The following is a 20,799-nucleotide window of genomic DNA, read 5'->3' as shown; positions in this document are numbered from 1 at the left end:
GTAAACTATGATTTTTCCACTTGAAGAACTTGCTAAATTCAAAGGCGGAATGTACGCCATTACTGTTGCTGCTAGCCGCCGCGCATATCAGCTTGCAAAACTTGCCATGATAGAAGATCCTGCTGTTTCTGAGCTTGTAGAAGATAACGACGGAAAAGTTGTAAGTCTTGCAGCCCGTCAGCTTTTTTCAGGCGAAGTTAAATACGCTATTGAAGCTCCGGCACGCTAATTTTGCTTTTTGCATTGATTGAAAATTGATTCCAGTAATTGTTGTTTTTGCACCAACTGCTTGCGGAAAAACTGCTTTGGCTGAAGACTTGTTCGGCAGAAGCAGTTCTTTTGTTTTTAAAGGAAAAGCCGAAGTCATTAGCGCGGACAGCCAGGCGGTTTACAAAGGTCTTGATATTGGAACTGCAAAGCCTACAAAAGAGGAGCAGCAGGAAATTCCTTTTCATCTTATTGATGTTGCAAATCCGCAGGAGCAATTTGGGCTTGGAAACTTTCTTGACTCCGCAGATTCTTTGTGCGCGCAAATTTGGAGCAGAAAAAAAATTCCTTTGGTGATTGGTGGAACTGGTTTTTATATAAGAAATTTTTTGCTAGGCTCACCGTCAACTCCAGAAAGCCGCCTTGAAATCAGAGCGCAGATAAAACAAAAACTTGCCGATTTAGGAAAAGAAAGTCTGTATGCAGAACTTAAAATTGTAGATCCTGTGAGCGCAAAAAAAATAAATATAAATGACGAATATAGAATTTGCCGCGCCCTTGAAATTTTCTATTCATGCGGAAAGCCTTTAAGTTCATTCACTCTTCCATGCGAACTTAGAAAACAGTATAAATTTTGCATACTGATTTTAAATCGGAGCAGAGAAGAACTTTACAGGCGCATCGATTTGCGTGTGGAAAAAATGTTTGAAGCAGGACTTGCGCAGGAAGTTGAGGCTTTAAAAAAATCAGGGCTTACAAAAGATTCTCCCGCGATGAAAGCCATTGGCTACAGAGAATTTTTTATTGAAGGTCTTTCCTTGGAGCAGATAAAAGAAAAAATAAAATTCAACAGCCACCATTATGCAAAAAAGCAATACACTTTTATGCGCGGAATTCCTGAAGCTTGCATTGTGGATGCTGACGACAAAGAAAATATAAAGAAAATAATTTCAAGCTTTCTTAGTTCAGTGTTATTGTAAATGTTGTTCCTTGGTTCGGCTTGGATTTTACATTTATGCTCCAGCCGTGGCTGTCTATAATTGACTTGACTACAGAAAGTCCTATGCCCATTCCGTTTTCACGCCGGGAATTTGAAGCGCGGAAGAACAGCTCAAAAACTTTTTCCAAGTCTTCTTCTGGAATTCCAACTCCAGTGTCGCTTATTGAAATTTCAGTTTTTCCAAGTGAATTCTTTTTTGCTTCAAGTGAAATTGAATCTCCGTCATTTGTGTAGCGCAGTGCGTTTCCGTAGATGTTTTCCAAAGCCCGCGTAAAAAGGTTTTTGTCCATAAGAACTTGCTGCTCATCGATTTCTATTGAACTTGAAATTTTCCGTTTATACAGTTCTGCGGCGCATTCCATGTTTGCTGCAAAGTCCTTTAAAAACGATTTCAGCTCAACAGGCCTTAAAGTTTTTTTCCATTCTATGTTGTCCATTTTTACATAGTTGATTAAGTCATTTATCATTGATTCAAGCTGGCCGGCTTTTGTGTTTATTATTGAAACCGATTTTTTTATGTCGTCAATGCTGTTTACAATTCCATCTGAAACCGCTTCTGAATATCCTTTTATCAGCGCGACTGGCGTTCTCAAGTCGTGGCTTATTCCCATTATAAAGCGCGAGCGGCGTTCAAGATTTTCCTTTAATGCTTTTCTCATGCGCTCCAAGTCTTCCGTGAGCTGCAAAATTTCATTTGAGTTTCTTCTGCCTGAAATTTCAAGCTTTGTGTCAAGCTCTCCGTTTGCAATTTTTTGAGTTGCCTTTTGAATTATTTCTATTGAATTTGAAACTGACTTTGCAATTAAAATAATCACCGTGATTGACAATGATTCAAAAGCAAGCACTACAAAAAATATGTGCATCATGAATTTTGGAATTCTTTTCAGCGAGTTTTTTTCTTTTGCATCGAATCGGCTTATAATCAAGCCTTTGTTTTTGTGGCTTCCGTCGCGCGCATCTTTTTTCGGCTGGTTTTCAAGAAAGAAAGACTGAAACTGATAGTCGTAAGAAGAATTTGTTGTCTGCACAAAATCAAACAGTTCCTTGGGATTGTGCGTGCTTCCTGTTTTTAATTCAGGAATTGTAGAAAGAATAATTTTTGAGTTGTAAAAAATCAGAATCTGGACTTCCGGCGGAATTTTTTCAATGTAGTTTTGAATCTGGTTCCAGTCGCTTTCAGAAAGATTCGCCTCGTTTATTTTTCTAATTTCCTTGTAGCCTTTCATTAAAAATCTTCGCGGGGAATTGTAATATGTGTAAATCGGAAAAAGAATCATGCACAGCGTTGGAAGTATTATAATTCCCGTGATTAAAAGCGAAATTTGATTTTTAATTTTCATTGTTTTCCATGCTGAACTGGTAGCCAAGTCCAAAAACTGTCTTTATATACTTTGGGTTTGCAGGATCTTCCTCGATTTTTCTTCTTAGCCTTTGAACATAAACTCCAACCGCAGTCATGTCTCCGAACGGAGTTTTCCATACCGCATTAAAAACTTGCTCTGGCGTTGCAGGCTTGCTGTTGTTTTTTACAAGATATTCAAGAACTTCATATTCTTTTGTGGAAAGCGGAATTTTTTCAGTTCCTTTTTTTAGGATGCAGCTGTTGCAGTAAAGCGTGTACGGACCAAAATTTATTGTTTCTTCCACGGAAGCTTCTGTTGCGCAAAGCCGCGCGAGCTTGGACTGAACTCTTGCAACTAGAACTTTCGGGCTGAATGGCTTTGTTACAAATTCGTCCGCACCAAATCCAAGTCCTTCTATTATATCTTCATCTGCATCCCGCGCAGAAACAATTATAACAGGAATTGTGGCTTTGTAGTTTTTTCTGAAAGTCTTTAAAAAGTCAAATCCGCTCATTCCGGGAAGATTTAAATCCAAAATTACCAAAGCAGGCGAATATCCTGCGCTTAGTTTTTCAAGAGCTTTTTCTGCTGTGTCAAATGCCAGCGAGTCAAAATCCGCGTTGTTCAAGTACATGCAAATCAACTCTGCCATTTCTGGAACATCTTCAATTACAAGGATTTTTGTTTTCATGGCTGAAATTTACAATTATTCAGCAGGAAGTTCAAGAATTTTTGCGCGCCTCTAACAGATTATTATTTGAATTTTTTAAGTAATGATTTTTAATTTAATGCTTTTTTAACAAATGTTTTCTATAATATATATAATATGACAGTTGAAGAAATAAAAAAGAACACAGAAATAAATGCGTTTTTGAACAAGGGAAATGAAATTTTGGGAAATCTTGGTTTTACAGATCATGGGCCTGGACATTGCGGCTTGGTTTCTGAGCGGGCAGGATTTATTTTGCAGGAATTCGGGGAATCAAAAGAAAAGATTGAGCTTGCAAAAATAGCAGGATATATGCACGACATTGGAAATGCCCTAAACAGAAAGCATCATGCAGAATACGGCGGACTTTTGGCAAATGAAATTCTTGGCAAGCTTGATTTCTCTTGCGAAGACCGAATTGAAATCGTTTCGTGCATTGCAAACCATGACGAGTCAACAGGCGGAGCATTCGACAAAGTTTCCGCAGCCCTTATAATCGCAGACAAAACGGACGTAAGGCGAAACCGCGTAAGAACAAAGGAAAAATCCGCATTCGATATACACGACCGCGTTAATTTTGCAGTTGAAAATTCGACTTTAAAAATAAACCATGAAAAAGGTCAAATTTCCCTGAATCTTCAGATTGATGAAAACATTTGCACAATGTGCGACTATTTTGATATTTTTTTAGGACGAATGCTCATGTGCAGAAAAGCCGCGGAATTTTTTGACTGCCGTTTTAAGCTTATGGCGAACGGAAGCAAAGTCCTCTAAAACCTTTGGCAGCTTTAGTGCCTTGTACTATTAAAAAGTTTGCTTTCTCTTGTTTTTACGTCAAAAATAGTCTAAAATACTTGACGATTCACATTTTACAGTTCATTATAGTATATTATGATTGAAGTAACGCGTCTGAACGGAAAAAAATACTGGGTCAATCCGCACCAGATTGAATCTATGGAACAAAATCCTGATGTTACGCTTGCTCTTCTTTCAGGTAAAAAAATTGTTGTAAAAGAATCTCCAGAAGAAATCATAGAACGAATTGTTATATATAGAAAAAAAATAGGAATGCAGGAACTTTGATTCTTGCGCGAGCGGGAGGAAAAAATGGATTTAGCTACTCTGATAGGATTCTTTGGCGGACTTGCAATGATGGCAGTTGGTGTTTTTACGTCCGGCGGATCCATTATGGGTATTATAGATATTCCATCAATTTTCGTAACTATTGGCGGATCTTATTTTTCTTTGTGGATTTGCGCCCCTATGAATCAGATTATCGGTCTTTTTGGCATTATGGGAAGGGCTTTTAAAACTTTCGACTACGGAGAAAAAACAACTGTTCAAAACATGGTTGCCCTTAGTGAAAAGGCCCGCCGTGAAGGAATTCTTGCTCTTGAAGAAGGGCTTGACGACCTTGATGACCCGTTCCTAAAAGAAGGCTTGCGTCTTATGGTAGACGGAAACGACGGAAGCGCAATCCGCTCTATTCTTGAAAATGAAATGGCTCAGGCAGAAAGCCGCCACATGGCATGGATTAACGTTGTTATTCAGTGGGCAGGTTTTGCTCCTGGTTACGGAATGATGGGAACCGTTATTGGTCTTATTGGTATGTTAAGAAACCTTGAAGACAAAAGCGCGCTCGGTCCTAACATGGCGGTTGCTCTTATTACAACTTTGTATGGTTCTATGCTTGCGAACTGGCTTTTCGGACCTTTGGCTCAGAAGCTCATTATGCAGAATGGAAACGAAATGAATGTAAAGGAAATGGTTCTGGAAGGAATTCTTTCTATTCAGGCAGGAGACAACCCGCGTATTCTTGGACAAAAACTTCTTACATATTTGGATCCAAAATCCCGCAAGGCAATTGAGTCCGACATCTTGAAAGACTAGGCTTGGGGAGTTTTTCAATGGCAAAAAGAGAAAAAAAAGAACCAGAAAAACCGTCAACCGCCTGGATGGGCACTTACGGAGACATGATTACTCTCATGCTCTGCTTTTTCGTTATGCTTTATGATCCTTCCGAATCAGATGCAGTTCAGATGGCGGCTTTGCAGGCTTCGCTTTCAAATAATAATCCTGGCGGTGGAATTTCTGTAAGTCCCGGAAGCCTTGCCAACTTAGGAAACGTTGTCAGTTCTCTTCCTTCTATAGAAAAAGGCCGCGCTTTAGGTCCTGCAATGAAAAAGGCGATTTCCAGTTTTGCGCCGGAAGTAAAATCAAACAAAATAACTATAACCAGCGATGAACGCGGACTTGTAATTTCACTCGCATCCGATGCTTTTTTTGAGGAAGGCAGCGCGGAACTTAACATTGAAGAGGCTAGGGGAACTTTGCTTAATCTTGCAAAATTTTTTGCTTCCCCGGAAGTTGCCGGCAGAAGATGGCGCATTGAAGGCCATACGGACAACAGGCCTGTTCCTGCTTCAAGCATTTATCCTAGCAACTGGGAACTTTCTGCGGCTCGGGCGGCAAATGTTCTGCATTATCTTGCGGATTTTGGCGTAGATGAGCAGCAGTTTTCTATTGCAGGATATGCGGATACTCGTCCTAAGCTTAGCAATGACACTGCGGAAGGCCGCGCGTATAACCGGCGTGTAGATGTAATTGTTCTTGACGATGGACATTTTTAGTGGAAATGCTTATTTTTCAATTTCTTCTAAGATAAAATTTAAAAATTCCGATATAAATAACGAGAAGATTTTAAAATCCGGGAGGACTTTATGGCAGACGAAAGCAATGCAGACGACTTGGGCGATGACATCGGAGCTGAAGTTTCAACAGGAAAAAAGAGCGGAATAAAAGGCGCGTTTCCTCAGCTTTTGAAATTTATTTTGATCGGTGTTGCTGCTGTAATTTTCATTGTTACTATCGTAGTTGTTACAACTGCTATTTTAAATAAAGGCGGAAAAACACCTTCGCAGTCAATTCCAATTAGCGAGGAATATACTGTAAAAAGAGAATCTTATGACTGGTACACTTCTTTGGATCAGATCCGCACATCAACAAGCGATCCTGTTCCGGCGAGTGTGAGCGTTACAATTGCGCTTGGCTACAAAAAGGAGGACAAGGCGGCTTCAACTGAAATCACAGAGCGCCGTATTGAAATCATTGACTTTTTGAGAAGATTTTTTTCAGAGCAGACTGTTGAAGATTTGCGTCCGCAGAATGAGGAAGTTCTAAGACAGCAGATCCGTGACCAGATAAACGATGATATTTTAAGCAACTCCAGAATACGCGATGTTCGTTTTACAGGAAAGGATGTTGTTCAGCAGTAAGCTGAAAAAAGGTGGAATGAGACATGAATGAAGTTCTGTCACAGGATGAAATTGACCAGCTCCTTCAGGCTATAAGCACTGGCGAAAGCGAAGCAGATGAATTTAAGCCGGTTACCGATACCAGGCGTATAAAAATCTACGACTTCCGCCGTCCTGATAAATTTTCAAAGGAGCAGATTCGCACGGTTTCCAATATGCACGAAACTTTTGCGCGTCTTACAACAACAAGCCTTTCTGCCCAGCTGCGTACTTTGGTTCATGTCCATGTTGCTTCTGTAGATCAGCTGACTTACGAGGAATTCATTCGTTCTATTCCAACTCCTACAACTTTGGCTGTAATCAACATGGATCCTTTAAAAGGAAACGCTGTTCTTGAAATTGCTCCTGAAATTACTTTTATAATAATTGACCGTCTTTTTGGCGGCTCTGGAGATACAGGCGGAAAAGTAAACCGCGACCTTACAGATATTGAGCAGTCTGTTATGGAAGGAATCATTGTCCGCATTTTGGCGAACATGAGAGAAGCATGGACTCAGGTTATAGACTTGCGCCCGCGCCTTCAGCAGATTGAAACAAATCCGCAGTTTGCACAAATTGTTCCTCCGAGCGAAATGGTCATTCTTGTTACTTTGGAAATAAAAATCGGAGAGGAAGCGGGTATGATGAATATCTGTATTCCTTATATAACGATTGAGCCGATTGTTTCGAAACTTTCATCTTCTTTCTGGTTCAGTTCAGTTAGAAGAAGCTCCACAACGCAATACCTTGGAACTCTCAAGGAAAAACTTGCGGATGTTGAGATGGAGCTTGTTGCGGACATCGGGTCAATAAATGTTCCTATTAGAGATGTTCTAAGTCTTAGGACAGGCGATGTTATAAGACTTAACACTATAAAGGTTGGAGAGCCGCTTACATTAAGTGTGGGCAGCAAGAAGAAATTCTACTGTCAGCCTGGCGTTGTCGGGAAAAAGGTTGCCGTTCAGATTATTGAAAAAATCGACGAGCAGGAAACTGAAAATTTTGAAGAATTAACACCAGAAGGAGACGATAACCTATGAGTGAAGGATCTATATCACAGGAAGAAATCGATGCATTGCTGTCCGGCGTAGATGTCGGCGGACTTGGTTCAGGCGGCTCGTTTAATTCTGCTCCAGAGGTTGACATTGATGTTCCAACATTGCAGAATTTTGCTGGAACTATAAAAGACAAGCTTGCTGATGTCATTAAAAATATGACAGAAAAAGACACTGTTCCGGGCGCGCCTGTTGTTGAGGCAATTGGACGGGATCAGTTGCTTGCAAAACTTCCGGAAGAAGCTGTTGCTGTAATGGCGGACTTCTCTTCTGGATTAAGCGGAGACCATCTTTTCCTTATGTCCCCGGAATTTGCAACAAAGCTTGTTGGATATATAAACAAAGAGGAAAATCCTGCTCTTGATGATATGGGACTTTCTGTGATTTCAGAAGTAGTTTCGTCTCATTCAGGCGCGGAAATAACAGAGCTTAGCAAAGGCGGAAAACTTCCGGGACTTGCTACAAATCCTCCAGAAGCTGTAAAAGAGCCAAAGGCAATGATTCGTATGCCTCAGGGAACTTTTGCTTGCTTTACATATCCAGTTACTGTTGGTGGCGAGCAGTTTACCTTGTGGGAAGCTGTAAGCGGTTCTGCTGCTGACGGAATGGCGCGTGCTCTTGGCGGCGGCTCAAAGCCTGCTTCACAGCCAGCGTCTTCTGCAAATTCTGGAATGGAAAGTTCTTCTGCCATGGGTGGAGCTCCGCAGATGTCTTCTCCTTCCGCAGGATTTACTCAGCAGCCAATGATGGGCGGAATGCAGATGGGAGGAATGGGAATGCAGCAGATGCAGCCTAATCCTGCGATGATGGGAGGTATGCAAATGGGCGGCAATATGATGGGAATGCAGCAGATGCCTAATCCTTCAATGATGGGCGGAATGCAGATGCAGACTCCTCCGAATGTTCAGTCATTGCAGTTCCCGAATTTTGCGCAGTCTGTAGGCGGCGGCGAGCAGGGAAATATCAACTTGATTATGGATGTTTTCATGGAAATGACGGTCGAACTTGGCCGCACCAAGAAAACAATCAAGGATATTCTGGGTCTTGGCGAAGGAACAATCATCGAGCTTGACAAGCTTGCCGGTGAGCCTGTTGATATTTTGGTAAACCACAAGCCTATTGCCAAGGGCGAAGTTGTAGTTATTGATGAAAACTTCGGTGTTCGTGTTACAGAAATTCTTCCGTCTCTTGAACACGTGGCTTCATCTATGTGAAAATAAATTTGCAAGGGGCTTTTGAATTTCATTGAAGTTTAAAAGCTCCGCCGAATATAAAAGCGGCAGGCTTGAAATGCGGTGGGGATAACGCAAATGGCTTGTTGCTTTGGGTGGGAAAATGAATTATTCAAAAATAAAAATTTTAGCAGCATTGCTGGCTTTATGCGCTGGACTTTCTTTTGCCCAGCAGTCTTCTTCTCCTTCCGAAAATCTTACTTCCGCGCAGATTGAAAACTCTCAGATTTCATTAGACTTTTCAGAAAATTCTGATTCTGGGACTTCAGATGAAAACGCTTTTAGTTCTTCTGGCTCTTTCGGCGGAATCGGAATTTTTGTGCGCATGATTCTTGTTTTAGGAATCATAATTGCGGCGATTTACTTTTTGTTCAAATTTATGCGCAAGTCTATGGGCGTTGAGCCAGCTGTGGAAGACGATGTCTTTTTGCGCAAAGTTTCGTTTATAAGTCTTGGCGAAGGAAAATCAGTTCAAATTGTAAGTCTTTGGAACAAGGCGTTTATTCTTGGAGTTTCAGATAATTCCATTTCGCTTATAAAGGAAATCGACGACAAAGATCTCATTGACGCAATGAACCGCTATGCCGACATGAACAGCAACGCAAAAAAGCCGCGTTCATTTGAAGAAATCCTTCAGCTTTTTATGCCAGGAAAAAAAGAAGAATCCAAGGAAAATATTCCGGCGGCAAAAAAATCAGCTTATGACAAAGGCACAATGGATCTTATAAATTCCTTGAAGGACAAAATGGTTGGCGGAGAAGAAAAATGAAAAGCCTTTTCTTGCTGAAAAAACGTTTTTTTAAGTTTGCTGTTGCGCTTTTAGTTTGCGCTTGCTGCTTTTTTCCATTGTCATCGCAAAGCCAGAATAATTTTCCAGAAGGCTCTTCAAGCGGAACTACGGAAATGAACCGCCGCATAACGGGCTTGGACTTTCCGAATTTGAGTTTTTCAGCTACGGCTCCTCGCTCTGGAAATGAAGTTGCGTTCAGCGTGCAGCTTTTGCTTTTGCTTACGCTTTTAACTCTTGCGCCAAGCATTTTTATTTTAATGACTTGCTTTTTGCGTTTTTCGATTATCCTTGATTTTATAAAAAGAGCGCTTTCTTTGCAGCAAGTTCCACCGACCGCAGTTCTAAATGGCATTGCAATTTTTATGACGCTCTTTTGCATGTGGCCGACATTCAGGCAGATTTACACGGATTCTTTTCAGCCGCTTTCGAACAATGAAATTACTTTGACAGAAGCTATTGAAAAGGCAGAGTCGCCTATAAGAATTTTTATGTTCCGTCAGATGGGAAACGACAAAAACAGCATAAGAACTTTTATGACTATGGCTGGCCTTGAGCGTCCGGCTAATGCTTCTGATGTTCCGACTTATGTTTTGATTCCGGCTTATATTCTGCATGAGCTTACAGTCGCATTTAAAATAGGAATTCTTCTATATATTCCGTTTATCGTAATTGATATGGTTGTTGCAAGTATTCTTATGAGCATGGGAATGATGATGCTTCCGCCAGTGCAAATTTCTATGCCGTTCAAACTGATGCTTTTTGTTCTTGTTGACGGCTGGCATCTTTTGACTCAGCAGCTTTTTGTGAGCGTCTTGCGTTAGGAAAATCTTTGACGTTCGGATTTTGAATGGGAGGAAATTATGTCGTTGAATCTTATTAATAATTTAGTTCGTGGTGGAATTTTGCAGGTTTTTCTTATGTGCGCTCCTATTCTTGGCGCGGCTCTTTTGGTAGGACTTATCGTTGCGATTTTTCAGGCTACAACTTCTATTCAGGAGCAGACGCTTACTTTCCTGCCAAAGTTTCTTACGATTCTTTTTGTAATTGCTTTGCTTGGCGGATTTATGTTTAATTCTTTGGCTCAGTATTTCCGAGGAATTCTTAATTTGATTCCGGCTATGGCAAGATAGAATGCTTGAGCGGATTGTTTCTGACGCGCCTGTTTTTCTCTTTGTTGCGGTAAGATGCTTTGCCACGATAATGACGCTTCCGCTTTTTTCTTCAAGAACTGTTCCTAGAACTGCAAAAATTGCGCTTGCAGGCTACATTGCGTTTTTTATTTTTCCGCAGATTTCTTTGGCGGACGGAATTTTTTCTTCATATAAAAACTATATTTCACCTGAAGGAAATTTTTCGCTTGAATATATTTTCCTGCTTGCCGGAGAAGCGATGATTGGAATAATCCTTGGTTTTTTTGTGCAGATTATTTTTGCTTCGTTCAGCACAGCCGGACAATTTTTTGCGTTCCAGATGGGACTTAGCGCAAGCGAAGTTTACGATTCACTTAGCCAGGTTGAAAATCCGCTTATGGGACAGTTTTTTAACTTTATGGCGATGCTTGTGTTTTTGCAGAACAACTGGCTTCAGATGCTGCTTTTAAATGGAATGTCTGAAAGCTTTAAAGTCATAAGCGCAATTTCAATAGTAGACAATTCGCGGTTTCTTGCGGAATTTATGATGAAGTCGCTTACATTGCTTTTTAAAGACGCGCTGATTATTGCGCTGCCTGTTATGGCGTCTCTTTTTTTGATAAATGTTACGGTCGGAATTCTTTCAAAGGCGGCTCCGCAGATGAATTTGCTTTCGGAAGGATTTCCTGTTCTTATGTTGACTGCATACTTTTTAATTTTTGTTCTTGTTCCGCAGTTCATTGAATTTTTTGAAGGCTGCTTTAAAGGCGGACTTCTTGAAATTGAAAAGCTTTTTATCGGGCTTAGCGGAGGCGGGCAGTGATGGACTTGCAGTGGTTTGCCGCGGAAGATGAAGGCAAAACAGAAGAAGCTTCAGAACAGAAACTCCGCAAAGCAAGAAAAGAAGGCCGCATTGCAAGAAGCCAGGAGCTGAATGGAACTGTTGTTTTCCTTTTTGTTGTCGCAGTTCTTATTTTGCTGGCTCCCTGGTTTTATAATAAAATCTGCGAGATGATGATTTTTTACTTTAACAACGTAACTGCCCAGAAAATTGACGATGCAAGATTTTATTATATTTTTTTGCGGAATCTTCTTCCGATTGTGCTTCCTTTGTCGCTTGCAGGAATTCTTGCTGGCGTCATAATAAATTTAGTTCAGAACAGAGGATTCATTTTTACAACAAAAACAATAGAACCAAAGTTTTCAAAAATTGTTCCAAAATTCGGCGAGTACTTTAAAAAGACTTTGTTTTCTATGATGGGGCTTTTTAATATTGCAAAGTCTGTTTTAAAAGTTGCTATTATTGTTGCTGTCGCAGTTCTTCTTATCCGCCTGGATTTGGCCAAGACTCTTGGATTTTTAAAGGCTGGCGGAATTGATTTGGCTTTGCGTTCTGTTTCTGGAATGGTTGCCCAGTTGCTTGTGGTTTCTGCTGTTATTTTGATTGTAATCGGCGTGTTCGATTATGTAATGCAGCGCAGGGAATTTAAAGAGCAGATGAAAATGACCAAGCAGGAAGTAAAAGAGGAATTCAAGGAAAGCGAAGGCGACCCGGAAGTAAAAGGCAGGCTTGAATCCGCGCAAAAAGAAATGCTTTCACAAAATATGCCAAAAGCTGTGCGTGAATCAGATGTTGTAATTACAAACCCTACGCATTATGCAGTTTCCCTTCAGTGGAAGCAAGAGCAGCAAGACGCGCCGATGATTACCGCAAAAGGAACTGACAATACAGCGCAGACAATGAAAAAAATAGCCGCTGAAAATAATGTTCCGATAATCGAAAACCGTCCTCTTGCCCGCGGACTTTATGCAGATACTGAAGTTGGCGACATAATTCCTACATCTTATTTGCGGGCTATTGCGGCTGTTTATGCTCAGGTTGGCTTTATGAATAAGGAAAGAAACAAAAAATCCACTTAAAAGTTACTTTTTGCCGTTTTCAAAATCCTTTTTTTGTAGTAGAATAAAAAGACATTATATTTCAAATTTGAAGCTTTTTAGTTAGGGTGGGGACTCGATGGCGGAAAAGCGCGGCTCAAGCGGTAGTATTTTAAATTTTATTTTACGCAATTCACTGGCGGTAGGTATTATCGTCGTTGTTTTGTTTATGTTTATTCCGCTTCCAACAGCTTTTATAGATCTTGCAATGGTTATAAACCTTGCGCTTTCTTTTATAATTCTTTTGACCGTTATCTATATGAAGCGTGCTGCGGATTTTACATCGTTTCCGCGGGTTGTCCTTATAACAACGATTTTTGGTCTTGCAATAAACATTTCTTCCACTAGAAATATTCTTGTTCATCCGGTGAAAACTTCCGGGCACATGGCTGGGCAGAGCGAAATGGTCCAGGCATTTGCTAACATTGTTGCTGGCGACAAGGTTTTAATCGGATTTATAATTTTCATTATTCTGATTGTTGTTCAGGTTCTTGTAATCACAAAAGGCGCGGACCGTGTTTCCGAAGTTACGGCGCGTTTTACTTTGGATGCCATGAACAACAAAATGTTTACGATTCAAAATCAGATTAACAACGGTTCTATTACAGAAGAAGAAGGCGAGCTTAAAATTAATCAGCTTAGGCAGGAAATTGACTTTTATTCTGCAATGGACGGTTCCTCTAAATTTGTAAGCGGAAACGTAAAGGCTGGAATTTTTATTACAGTTGTAAACCTTATCGGAGGAATTGTAACTGGAACTATGGCGGGAGCTTCTATAACTGATGCACTTGACAGCTATGCGAAGCTTACGATTGGCGACGGACTTATGTCTCAGCTTCCGTCTTTGCTGCTTTCTTTTTCAACAGGACTTTTGATTACTGGAAGCAACGATGGCGACTTGCTTTCCGACCAGCTCAAAGAGCAGTTTTCTGCAAACGGAACAATTTATGTTATTGTTGGAGCTACATTGGCGGCTCTTGGACTTGCGTTCCATAACGGAGCTACAGCAACTCTTGTTCCGATTGGAATTTTGTTTATTTTTGTTGGAACTCGGCTTTCCCGCCTAAAAACAAAAGAAGAAGAGCAGAAGGCAGTTGAAGCAGAGCAGGCGAAAAATTCTCCTCAAAAAGGAAATGGCGGACCAGAGGAAATTTCTCCTGTTGTCAAGCTGGATGAGCTTTCACTTGAAATTGGATATGCGCTTATTCCTCTTGTTGACGATGAAAAAGGCGCGGAGCTTATGTCGCGTGTAAAAAGAATCCGCCGTGAAGCCGCCCTTGATTTGGGACTTGTTATTCCGCCGATTCATATTATGGATCAAATGGAGCTTTCTCCGGAAGAATATTCGTTTAAAATCCGCGGAATTGAAGCTGGAAGAGGCCGCCTTAAGCTTGGACATTTTATGTGCCTGAACACAGGAAATGTTCCTAAAGACAGAGAAATTGTTGGAGAAAAAACAAAAGATCCTGCGTTTGGAATGGATGCGATCTGGCTTCCTGATTCAAAACGCATTGAAGCAGAAAAAGCCGGCTATGCGGTGATTGACGCTCCTACTATAATTGCAACTCATCTTACGGAACTTATAAGACGCAACGCTTCTAAAATTCTTAGCCGCCAGAGTGTCAGTGCGATTATTGAAGAAATCAAGAAGACAAATCCTGTTGTTGTTGATGAAGTTACAACCGGCGACCACAGATTCTCTTACGGTGAAATCGAAGCTGTTCTTAAAAATCTTCTTGAGGAACAGGTCAGCATCCGCAATATGGTTGTTATACTTGAAACTTTGGGAGACTACGGAAAACTTACACGCGACTCTTGGACACTTACAGAAAAAGTGCGTGAAGCTCTTGGCGCGCAAATTTGCCAGCAGTATGCGGATGAAAATAAAGTTCTTCACGTTTTGAATCTTTCGCAAAGTCTTGCCCAGAAAATTCTTGACCACAGAGCCGATATGCCGGGCAAAGGTCCTATTGTCGCATTTGATCCTGTTGACGCAAGGAATTATATTTCCGCAATGAGCAATGCTGTTGCTGCTGTCCGTGAAAGAAATTATCTTCCTGTTATTTTGTGTCCGTCCGAAGTGCGCCGGCTTGTAAAGTCTTCTACAGAACTTGAAATGCCGGGAATAATAGTTTTGTCTATAAACGAAGTGATGGCTGCTTCGCCAAATATAAAAGTTGAATCTCTTGGAGAAATAAATGGCTGACAATGAGCATAACACGAATGTCCAAAGCATTACTGGTCGTTCCCGCGATGAATGCATGGATAAACTTTACGATAAATATGGAACAAACTTTCAAGTGCTTGGCTGCAAAACTAGGCTTTCCGCAGGATTTCTTGGTTTTTTTCAGCGTGAGCAGATTGTTTTAAGATACCAAGTTACAAATTCTTCATTGGATCAGCCTGCTTTTACAAGGAAAGTCAACTATCCTGCAAGCACAGGATACACAAGGGTTTCTTCAACAGGCGGACTTCCGCTTCAAAATTCTTCGCCTCTAATCCATTCTCATCAGGATTCTTTTTTACAGAAGCGCGATGAATTTTTAACAAAAGTAAATCCAACTGTTACAAACAATCTTCAGATTGGGCAGCTCACAAAGCAGTTTGACCAGTTTAAAAATGAAATGCAGGAGCAGATGAAGACAATTGTTCAGGCCACTTCTGCGGAAAAGGAACATCCTTCAATTTTAAAAATTCAAGAGCTTCTTGAGGAAAACGAATTTACAAAATCTTACATAAAAAAAATGTGTTCCCGAATGAAAAATGAATTCAGTCTTGAAGAGCTTGATGATTTTGACTATGTTCAGACTTGTGTGGCGGACTGGATTGGTGCGAGCATTCCTATTGCTTTTGAAGAAAAAAAATCTGCGCCGCAAGTCATTATAATTGTTGGACCTACAGGAGTTGGAAAAACAACTACTGTTGCAAAGATGAGTTCCCGCATTTCAATCGACTATAAAAAGAACCGCGAAAAATACAAGTATCCGCCTAGAATCCGCATGATTACAACAGACACAATGCGTGTTGCCGCTATTGAGCAGCTTAAACGCTGGGCGGAAATTATAAACGTGAATGTTGACAAGGCTGAAAGTTCTGAAGATTTGAAAATTCTTTGCGATAGCTACGTTTCTAATTCTGACTATATTTTTATTGATACAAGCGGCTACAGTCCGAATGATTATGAAAACATAGCAAAAATGCGCACCATTTTAAATGTTAAAAATTTAAACGAAAATGTTTACCTTGCAATTACGGCAGGAGTGAGCGCGAAAGACTTGGAAAATATAATCCGCAATTATGAAGGATTTGATTTTAAAAGCATAATTGTTACAAAATGCGATGAAACCACATCGTTTGGACGTGTAATAAGCGTTTTGGCAGAAAAGAACAAGCCTGTGTCCTGGATTACGACAGGTCAGGATGTATTGAACACAATTCAGCGGGCGGATCCAAAATGGTTCTTAAAAAATCTTTCAGGATTTAAAATCAATATAGAACATATTGAAAAAAAGTTCGGAACTGCCGATAAAGAAGCAGAGTAATCTAAAAATTGAATCAGGGCAACAGGAGAATATAAATGGAAGAACAGGCAAAAGAATTGCGCGCTCTTATGAATGAAGATAATTTCGCTAGGCCGGCAGCTCCACATAAAACAAGAATAATTGCTATAACAAGCGGAAAGGGCGGAGTTGGAAAAACTAATATCGCAGTAAATATGGCGATTGCGTATTCCCAGCTTGGAAAAAAAGTCATACTTATTGACGGCGACTTGGGAATGGCGAATGTGAATGTTCTTTTGAGCGTTGTTCCTCAGTATAATCTTATGCACGTAATAAACCGCAAAAAAACAATGAACGAAATAATTTTGGACACGGAATTTGGCTTTAAGTTTATTGCAGGCGCAAACGGATTTTCTAAAATTGCAAATCTTTCAAATGATGAGCTTGACTACTTTGCAAAAGAATTCGCTTCTCTTTCAAATGCTGACATTATCATAATAGATACTGGAGCTGGAATTTCAAACAATGTTCTTCAGTTTCTTGCCGCCGCTGATGAAGTCTATGTAATTACAACTCCAGAGCCAACTGCGATTACAGATGCCTATGGAATTATAAAAATAATCACAACAGAGCTTCTTCACAGGCAGATAAATTTAAAGCTTCTTGTAAACAGAGTTCATTCTTCTGATGAAGGAAAACGTATTTCAGACTTGATTATAAATATTGTGGCGCAGTTCTTGAATTACAAAGTTGAATACATTGGGTTTGTTTACGATGATCCAGTTGTTCAGGCTTCCGTTATACGCCAAAAGCCTTTTATGATTATAAATCCGACTTCCAAGCCAGCTGTGTGCCTAAAGCATATTGTGGGCAGAATAGAAAAAACTGATATTCCGTCGGATGCAGGAGTTTCAAACTTCCTTAAAAAGTTCCTTGGGGGCAAGAAAAAATAAATCTTGACCTTAGAGGTGTTTTGCCTTAATCTATAAGAATATAATAAACGGGAGGAAAGAACATGTTCAATTTAAAAAATGTAGCTGCTTCTGCTGGTGTTGGATTTGTTCTGTCTTTCCTTATAAGCATTATTTCTACTCATCGGTTTTTTGTTGCTTCTTTCCGCGGAATTATTTTTGCCGTGGTTTTTGCGCTTTTGGCATTTGCGGCAGGATTTTTGAATAAAAGATTTCTTTCTGTTGAAACTTTGTCTGATTCAAAGGACGAGGCTGGAAAAAAGCCGATTTCAAAGGCTGGCTCTGTTGTGAATATTACAATAGATGATGAAAATCTTACAGAAGATGAGGCTGCTCCAAATTTTGATGTGAGCGCAAATAAAAATTTCTTTAATGGCGGCGGCTCTGTAGGAACGGCTTCGAAGTTTGAAGAAAAAACGGAAGATGCCCCTGTTGCTGATTCTTTGCAAAAAGCGGAATCTTCAACTGATGAGCCTGTAGAAAATGCAATTCCTGTTGCGGATTCTAGCGCGCCTGAAAAAGCTGAGCCTGAAAATCCAGTGGCGGCTGCGTCTTCTGAAAAAGCTGCCCAGTCGCATGAAATAGATGCTTTGCCTGATATTGGTGTTTTTTCTGGTGAATCAGATGACGACGGGGACGTTATAAATGACTCTGATTTTGCTCAAACTGAATCTTCTGAAAAACTTCCTTCTGCGCCTACAGATGGAAAAGTTTCTGTAGATCAGGATACAAAGACAATTGCAAGCGCAATAAGGACATTGCTAAAAAAAGATGAAGTGTAATATGGGGATATTAACGAAAATCTTTGGAAAAGAAACTTCTAAAGGTTTTCTAGCAAGGGTGTGGGATACATGGCAAATCAAATTTTAGATGAAAACGAAGAAGCCGAACTTTGGCGTGAGTATAAAAAAAGCAAATCTGTCGCAATAAGAGACCGTTTAATCCGTCAGTATATGCCCCTTGTAAAATGGGTTGCAGGACGAGTTTCTACAGGAATGCCAGACAGCGTGGAATTTGACGACCTTGTTGGCTTTGGACAGTTTGGGCTTTTGGATGCAATAAATAAATTTGACATTGACAAAGGCGTAAAATTCAAGACTTACGCAACAACACGCATAAGAGGCGCAATTTTTGATGAGCTTAGGGAATTGGACTGGGTTCCGCGTTCTGTGCGTCAAAAATCCCGCGAGATAGAAGACACGATTGTTGAGCTTGAGTCTAAACTGGGACGTACGGCTTCTGATGCGGAAATTGCAAAAGCCATGAACATGACAGAAGCTGAATATCAGTCGGCTGTTATGAAGGTAAGCGGAACAAGTGTGCTTTCACTGAACGATGTTTGGTATTCTGGGGATGAGAGCGAGCACGTTTCAATTGGGGACAGCATTGAAGCTCCGAACAGTCTTAATCCTGATGTCATTGTTGAACGCGAAGAAATCCGCAGAGTTATAATTCAAGCTATAAACGAACTTCCTAAAAATGAAAAAATGGTGATTGTTCTTTATTACCACGAGGATTTGTCTTTTAAAGAAATTGGCCAGGTTCTTAATGTAAGCGAAAGCCGCATAAGCCAGCTTCATTCAAAGGCGAATTTGCGTTTGCGTGCAAAACTTACAAGTGTCCGCAAAGGAATTTTTTAAGAGGTCTTATGGTAACTCTTGACAAGCTTAGAATAGACATGGAAAAGCAGCTTGCGTTTGACAAGGACATTCACACTGTTGAAGTCCGCGCAGACACATTGGATGAGTGTCTTGATGATGCTGCTGTTCAGCTTGATTCAAAAAAAAACAACCTTGAATATGAAGTTATAGAAAGAGGAAGCCAGGGCATTATTGGTCTTATGAAAAAGCCTTGGAGAATCCGCGTATATGAAAATCCTACTGTAATCCGTCAGAAAAAAGAAAAAGAAGCAGCTTCCCTTGCTGGAGAACAGGCTAGCGCAAGAAATGCTGAAAATGAAAGAGTTGACGGAATGTTCTATGTGCATAGGTTTGGCTCGCGCATATTTGTAAAAGTTACGTTGCCAAAAGGCTCTGGAACGCCAGTTTCCGCGTCAGACCTTATTAATGAAGCCCGGCGGCCGGATAATACTTCGCTTGATGAAAAGCTTTTAAAGAAACTTGCGGAAGAAGGCACTGACAACAGTTATGTTGAAGCCGGTACATTTACCCATGTTGCGGCAGGAGATGCTGTTATGGCTGTTGATATTTCCAAGGATGAAATGCAGGCAACCATTACTGTTTCACCTCCGTCTCAAGGCGGCTCTGAAATTTCCGCAGAGAATATAAAGAATGCTTTAAAGACGCAAGGCGTTGTCGCCGGAATTGAAGACGACAAAATAATTTCGTTTGTTGACAATCCGATTTATAATATGCCTTACGAAGTTGCGACTGCGATTCTTCCTGTCAACGGCACTGACGCGTACATTGATTATAAATTTGAAACTGACAAGACAAAACTCAGACTGAAGGAAACTGCGAATGGCCAGGTTGACTTTAAGGAGCTTAACCTTATTCAGAATGTTGTTGTCGGCCAGCCTTTGGCGGTAAAAGTTCTTCCTCAGCGCGGAAAGGGCGGAAAAACTATTCTTGGCCGTTATCTTGAAGCAAAAAACGGAAAAGATATTCCGATTCCTCTTGGGCAGAACACAAAGCTTGATTCAGACGGACGCACTGTTATCGCAGAGAAAAACGGAAACGTAACTTTGGTTGGCGACAAAATTACAGTTGAAGAAGTTTACGAAGTTCCAGGCGTCAACATCAAATCAGGAAATATCACTTACATGGGAACTGTTGTTTGCCGCGGAAACGTTGAAGACGGATTCAGCATAAAGGCTGACGGAAACATAGAAATTTACGGTTCTGTTGGAAACTGCCATATTGAAGCTGGCGGTGATATTGTTATTTCTCAAGGTGTGATGGGCCGCGATGAAGGCGAGATAATTACAAGCAAATCAGTCTGGGCAAGATTCCTTCAGAATGTAAAAGTTACAGCGGAAGAATATGTTGTTGTAAATGACAATATCATGAATAGCAATGTTACTGCGATGAAAAAAATCCTCTTAAAGGGAAAGCGTGCTTCTATTATTGGTGGTCATCTTTTTGCTACAGAGGAAATTACAGCAAAGAACATCGGCTCTTCTGGCGGCGGAATTGAAACAATCCTTGAAGTTGGTTTTGATCCCAAGGCAAAGCTTAGACTGCAGGAGCTTCAGGAAATGCAGTCAAATGTTGTTAAGCAGCTTGAAGAAGTTGACTTGAATATTTCAACTTTGGAAAACCAGAAAAAAGTGCGCCGTTCGCTTCCAAAAGAAAAGGAAGAAACACTTGCGAACTTAAGAAATCAGCGTGTTGACTTGATGGATTCAAGCGAAAAAATGACAACAGAAATCAACGAAATCAATGCTCATAACAGGGAGCTGAAAGTTGTTGGCTGTGTCAATGCAAGCGGAACTGTTTATCCTGGCGCAAAAATTCTTGTGCGCGATGAAATTGACGAAGTCCGCTCCGAATGCAAGGCTGTAACTTTCTATTTTGACAGCGGATTTGTAAAACGCAAAAAATATGAGCCAACACAAGATTCTGACGAAATGGAAAAGCCAGACGGATACAAATAAAAATCTGGCTTGACG

At 40.6% G+C, this 20,799-nt stretch carries 22 protein-coding genes; 20 read left to right on the top strand and 2 right to left on the bottom strand.

What is annotated here, in order from left to right:
- Positions 1 to 7 precede the first annotated feature (7 nt).
- Entirely contained in the window at positions 8 to 229 is a 222-nt protein-coding gene (locus Q0N70_RS00190) for a DNA-directed RNA polymerase subunit omega (protein WP_288605425.1), read from the top strand.
- 25 nt (positions 230 to 254) lie between these two features.
- Positions 255 to 1,187, top strand: a complete 933-nt coding sequence (gene miaA, locus Q0N70_RS00185) for a tRNA (adenosine(37)-N6)-dimethylallyltransferase MiaA (RefSeq protein ID WP_294011999.1) — start codon at positions 255 to 257, stop codon at positions 1,185 to 1,187.
- On the opposite strand, the gene Q0N70_RS00180 is transcribed toward miaA, so the two are convergent.
- On the bottom strand, positions 1,168 to 2,547 hold the full coding sequence (locus Q0N70_RS00180; protein ID WP_294011996.1) for a HAMP domain-containing sensor histidine kinase: 1,380 nt from the start codon (positions 2,545 to 2,547) through the stop codon (positions 1,168 to 1,170). The genes miaA and Q0N70_RS00180 overlap by 20 nt on opposite strands.
- Positions 2,537 to 3,241, bottom strand: coding sequence for a response regulator transcription factor (locus Q0N70_RS00175; RefSeq protein WP_294011993.1), 705 nt, complete (start codon positions 3,239 to 3,241; stop codon positions 2,537 to 2,539). The genes Q0N70_RS00180 and Q0N70_RS00175 overlap by 11 nt, the downstream gene beginning before the upstream one ends.
- A gap of 135 nt (positions 3,242 to 3,376) precedes the next feature.
- On the opposite strand from Q0N70_RS00175, the gene Q0N70_RS00170 reads away from it, so the two are divergent.
- From Q0N70_RS00170 to Q0N70_RS00085, 18 genes are all read left to right on the top strand, one after another.
- The gene (locus Q0N70_RS00170) at positions 3,377 to 4,033 is read left to right on the top strand and encodes an HD domain-containing protein (RefSeq protein ID WP_273353545.1); all 657 of its coding nucleotides are present in this window, start codon (positions 3,377 to 3,379) and stop codon (positions 4,031 to 4,033) included.
- A 117-nt stretch (positions 4,034 to 4,150) separates the two neighbouring features.
- Positions 4,151 to 4,342, top strand: coding sequence for a flagellar FlbD family protein (locus Q0N70_RS00165; RefSeq protein ID WP_013701729.1), 192 nt, complete (start codon positions 4,151 to 4,153; stop codon positions 4,340 to 4,342).
- A 24-nt stretch (positions 4,343 to 4,366) separates the two neighbouring features.
- Positions 4,367 to 5,149, top strand: coding sequence for a motility protein A (locus Q0N70_RS00160; protein WP_273353548.1), 783 nt, complete (start codon positions 4,367 to 4,369; stop codon positions 5,147 to 5,149).
- 17 nt (positions 5,150 to 5,166) lie between these two features.
- Positions 5,167 to 5,889, top strand: coding sequence for a flagellar motor protein MotB (motB, locus tag Q0N70_RS00155; RefSeq protein WP_288567462.1), 723 nt, complete (start codon positions 5,167 to 5,169; stop codon positions 5,887 to 5,889).
- A gap of 90 nt (positions 5,890 to 5,979) precedes the next feature.
- Positions 5,980 to 6,534, top strand: a complete 555-nt coding sequence (locus Q0N70_RS00150; RefSeq protein ID WP_013701726.1) for a flagellar basal body-associated FliL family protein — start codon at positions 5,980 to 5,982, stop codon at positions 6,532 to 6,534.
- A 23-nt stretch (positions 6,535 to 6,557) separates the two neighbouring features.
- Entirely contained in the window at positions 6,558 to 7,592 is a 1,035-nt protein-coding gene (fliM, locus tag Q0N70_RS00145; RefSeq protein WP_013701725.1) for a flagellar motor switch protein FliM, read from the top strand.
- Positions 7,589 to 8,821, top strand: a complete 1,233-nt coding sequence (gene fliN / locus Q0N70_RS00140; RefSeq protein ID WP_294011976.1) for a flagellar motor switch protein FliN — start codon at positions 7,589 to 7,591, stop codon at positions 8,819 to 8,821. The genes fliM and fliN overlap by 4 nt, the downstream gene beginning before the upstream one ends.
- A 121-nt stretch (positions 8,822 to 8,942) precedes the next feature.
- Complete coding sequence (locus tag Q0N70_RS00135) at positions 8,943 to 9,608, top strand: flagellar biosynthetic protein FliO (protein WP_294011973.1); 666 nt, start codon at positions 8,943 to 8,945, stop codon at positions 9,606 to 9,608.
- Positions 9,605 to 10,450: a flagellar type III secretion system pore protein FliP gene (gene fliP, locus Q0N70_RS00130; protein WP_294011970.1), complete on the top strand. Its 846-nt coding sequence runs from the start codon at positions 9,605 to 9,607 to the stop codon at positions 10,448 to 10,450. Before Q0N70_RS00135 ends, fliP begins: the two co-directional genes overlap by 4 nt.
- Positions 10,451 to 10,489: 39 nt before the next feature.
- Positions 10,490 to 10,759, top strand: a complete 270-nt coding sequence (gene fliQ, locus Q0N70_RS00125) for a flagellar biosynthesis protein FliQ (protein ID WP_294011967.1) — start codon at positions 10,490 to 10,492, stop codon at positions 10,757 to 10,759.
- Position 10,760: 1 nt separating this feature from the next.
- Complete coding sequence (fliR, locus tag Q0N70_RS00120; RefSeq protein WP_294011964.1) at positions 10,761 to 11,582, top strand: flagellar biosynthetic protein FliR; 822 nt, start codon at positions 10,761 to 10,763, stop codon at positions 11,580 to 11,582.
- Entirely contained in the window at positions 11,582 to 12,679 is a 1,098-nt protein-coding gene (gene flhB, locus Q0N70_RS00115; protein WP_294012747.1) for a flagellar biosynthesis protein FlhB, read from the top strand. Before fliR ends, flhB begins: the two co-directional genes overlap by 1 nt.
- 97 nt (positions 12,680 to 12,776) lie before the next feature.
- Complete coding sequence (locus tag Q0N70_RS00110) at positions 12,777 to 14,903, top strand: flagellar biosynthesis protein FlhA (protein WP_294011961.1); 2,127 nt, start codon at positions 12,777 to 12,779, stop codon at positions 14,901 to 14,903.
- Entirely contained in the window at positions 14,896 to 16,239 is a 1,344-nt protein-coding gene (locus Q0N70_RS00105) for a hypothetical protein (RefSeq protein ID WP_294011957.1), read from the top strand. The genes Q0N70_RS00110 and Q0N70_RS00105 overlap by 8 nt, the downstream gene beginning before the upstream one ends.
- A gap of 35 nt (positions 16,240 to 16,274) precedes the next feature.
- On the top strand, positions 16,275 to 17,150 hold the full coding sequence (locus tag Q0N70_RS00100; RefSeq protein ID WP_273353563.1) for a MinD/ParA family protein: 876 nt from the start codon (positions 16,275 to 16,277) through the stop codon (positions 17,148 to 17,150).
- Positions 17,151 to 17,212: 62 nt separating this feature from the next.
- Positions 17,213 to 17,950 carry a hypothetical protein gene (locus Q0N70_RS00095; RefSeq protein WP_294011951.1) on the top strand — a complete coding sequence of 246 codons (738 nt, stop codon included), beginning with the start codon at positions 17,213 to 17,215 and terminating at the stop codon, positions 17,948 to 17,950.
- Positions 17,951 to 18,019: 69 nt separating this feature from the next.
- Positions 18,020 to 18,808 (top strand): RNA polymerase sigma factor WhiG, encoded by a 789-nt coding sequence (gene whiG, locus Q0N70_RS00090; protein WP_294011948.1) that lies wholly within the window; start codon positions 18,020 to 18,022, stop codon positions 18,806 to 18,808.
- A gap of 8 nt (positions 18,809 to 18,816) precedes the next feature.
- The gene (locus tag Q0N70_RS00085; RefSeq protein WP_294011945.1) at positions 18,817 to 20,784 is read left to right on the top strand and encodes a FapA family protein; all 1,968 of its coding nucleotides are present in this window, start codon (positions 18,817 to 18,819) and stop codon (positions 20,782 to 20,784) included.
- Positions 20,785 to 20,799 lie beyond the last annotated feature (15 nt).

This window comes from uncultured Treponema sp., from assembly GCF_945873775.1.
In the GTDB taxonomy this organism is placed as follows: domain Bacteria; phylum Spirochaetota; class Spirochaetia; order Treponematales; family Treponemataceae; genus Treponema_D.
Note: the sequence above shows the minus strand (reverse complement) of the source record. Positions and strands in the feature narration are given on the sequence as shown.

What these genes read in the sequence shown, in the direction of transcription:
- Q0N70_RS00190 (WP_288605425.1), top strand. Translation starts at nt 8, where the DNA reads ATGATTTTTCCACTTGAAGAACTTGCTAAATTCAAAGGCGGAATGTAC.
- Q0N70_RS00180 (WP_294011996.1), bottom strand. Translation starts at nt 2,547, where the DNA reads ATGAAAATTAAAAATCAAATTTCGCTTTTAATCACGGGAATTATAATA.
- Q0N70_RS00175 (WP_294011993.1), bottom strand. Translation starts at nt 3,241, where the DNA reads ATGAAAACAAAAATCCTTGTAATTGAAGATGTTCCAGAAATGGCAGAG.
- Q0N70_RS00170 (WP_273353545.1), top strand. Translation starts at nt 3,377, where the DNA reads ATGACAGTTGAAGAAATAAAAAAGAACACAGAAATAAATGCGTTTTTG.
- Q0N70_RS00165 (WP_013701729.1), top strand. Translation starts at nt 4,151, where the DNA reads ATGATTGAAGTAACGCGTCTGAACGGAAAAAAATACTGGGTCAATCCG.
- Q0N70_RS00160 (WP_273353548.1), top strand. Translation starts at nt 4,367, where the DNA reads ATGGATTTAGCTACTCTGATAGGATTCTTTGGCGGACTTGCAATGATG.
- motB (WP_288567462.1), top strand. Translation starts at nt 5,167, where the DNA reads ATGGCAAAAAGAGAAAAAAAAGAACCAGAAAAACCGTCAACCGCCTGG.
- Q0N70_RS00150 (WP_013701726.1), top strand. Translation starts at nt 5,980, where the DNA reads ATGGCAGACGAAAGCAATGCAGACGACTTGGGCGATGACATCGGAGCT.
- fliM (WP_013701725.1), top strand. Translation starts at nt 6,558, where the DNA reads ATGAATGAAGTTCTGTCACAGGATGAAATTGACCAGCTCCTTCAGGCT.
- fliN (WP_294011976.1), top strand. Translation starts at nt 7,589, where the DNA reads ATGAGTGAAGGATCTATATCACAGGAAGAAATCGATGCATTGCTGTCC.
- Q0N70_RS00135 (WP_294011973.1), top strand. Translation starts at nt 8,943, where the DNA reads ATGAATTATTCAAAAATAAAAATTTTAGCAGCATTGCTGGCTTTATGC.
- fliP (WP_294011970.1), top strand. Translation starts at nt 9,605, where the DNA reads ATGAAAAGCCTTTTCTTGCTGAAAAAACGTTTTTTTAAGTTTGCTGTT.
- fliQ (WP_294011967.1), top strand. Translation starts at nt 10,490, where the DNA reads ATGTCGTTGAATCTTATTAATAATTTAGTTCGTGGTGGAATTTTGCAG.
- fliR (WP_294011964.1), top strand. Translation starts at nt 10,761, where the DNA reads ATGCTTGAGCGGATTGTTTCTGACGCGCCTGTTTTTCTCTTTGTTGCG.
- flhB (WP_294012747.1), top strand. Translation starts at nt 11,582, where the DNA reads ATGGACTTGCAGTGGTTTGCCGCGGAAGATGAAGGCAAAACAGAAGAA.
- Q0N70_RS00110 (WP_294011961.1), top strand. Translation starts at nt 12,777, where the DNA reads ATGGCGGAAAAGCGCGGCTCAAGCGGTAGTATTTTAAATTTTATTTTA.
- Q0N70_RS00105 (WP_294011957.1), top strand. Translation starts at nt 14,896, where the DNA reads ATGGCTGACAATGAGCATAACACGAATGTCCAAAGCATTACTGGTCGT.
- Q0N70_RS00100 (WP_273353563.1), top strand. Translation starts at nt 16,275, where the DNA reads ATGGAAGAACAGGCAAAAGAATTGCGCGCTCTTATGAATGAAGATAAT.
- Q0N70_RS00095 (WP_294011951.1), top strand. Translation starts at nt 17,213, where the DNA reads ATGTTCAATTTAAAAAATGTAGCTGCTTCTGCTGGTGTTGGATTTGTT.
- whiG (WP_294011948.1), top strand. Translation starts at nt 18,020, where the DNA reads ATGGCAAATCAAATTTTAGATGAAAACGAAGAAGCCGAACTTTGGCGT.
- Q0N70_RS00085 (WP_294011945.1), top strand. Translation starts at nt 18,817, where the DNA reads ATGGTAACTCTTGACAAGCTTAGAATAGACATGGAAAAGCAGCTTGCG.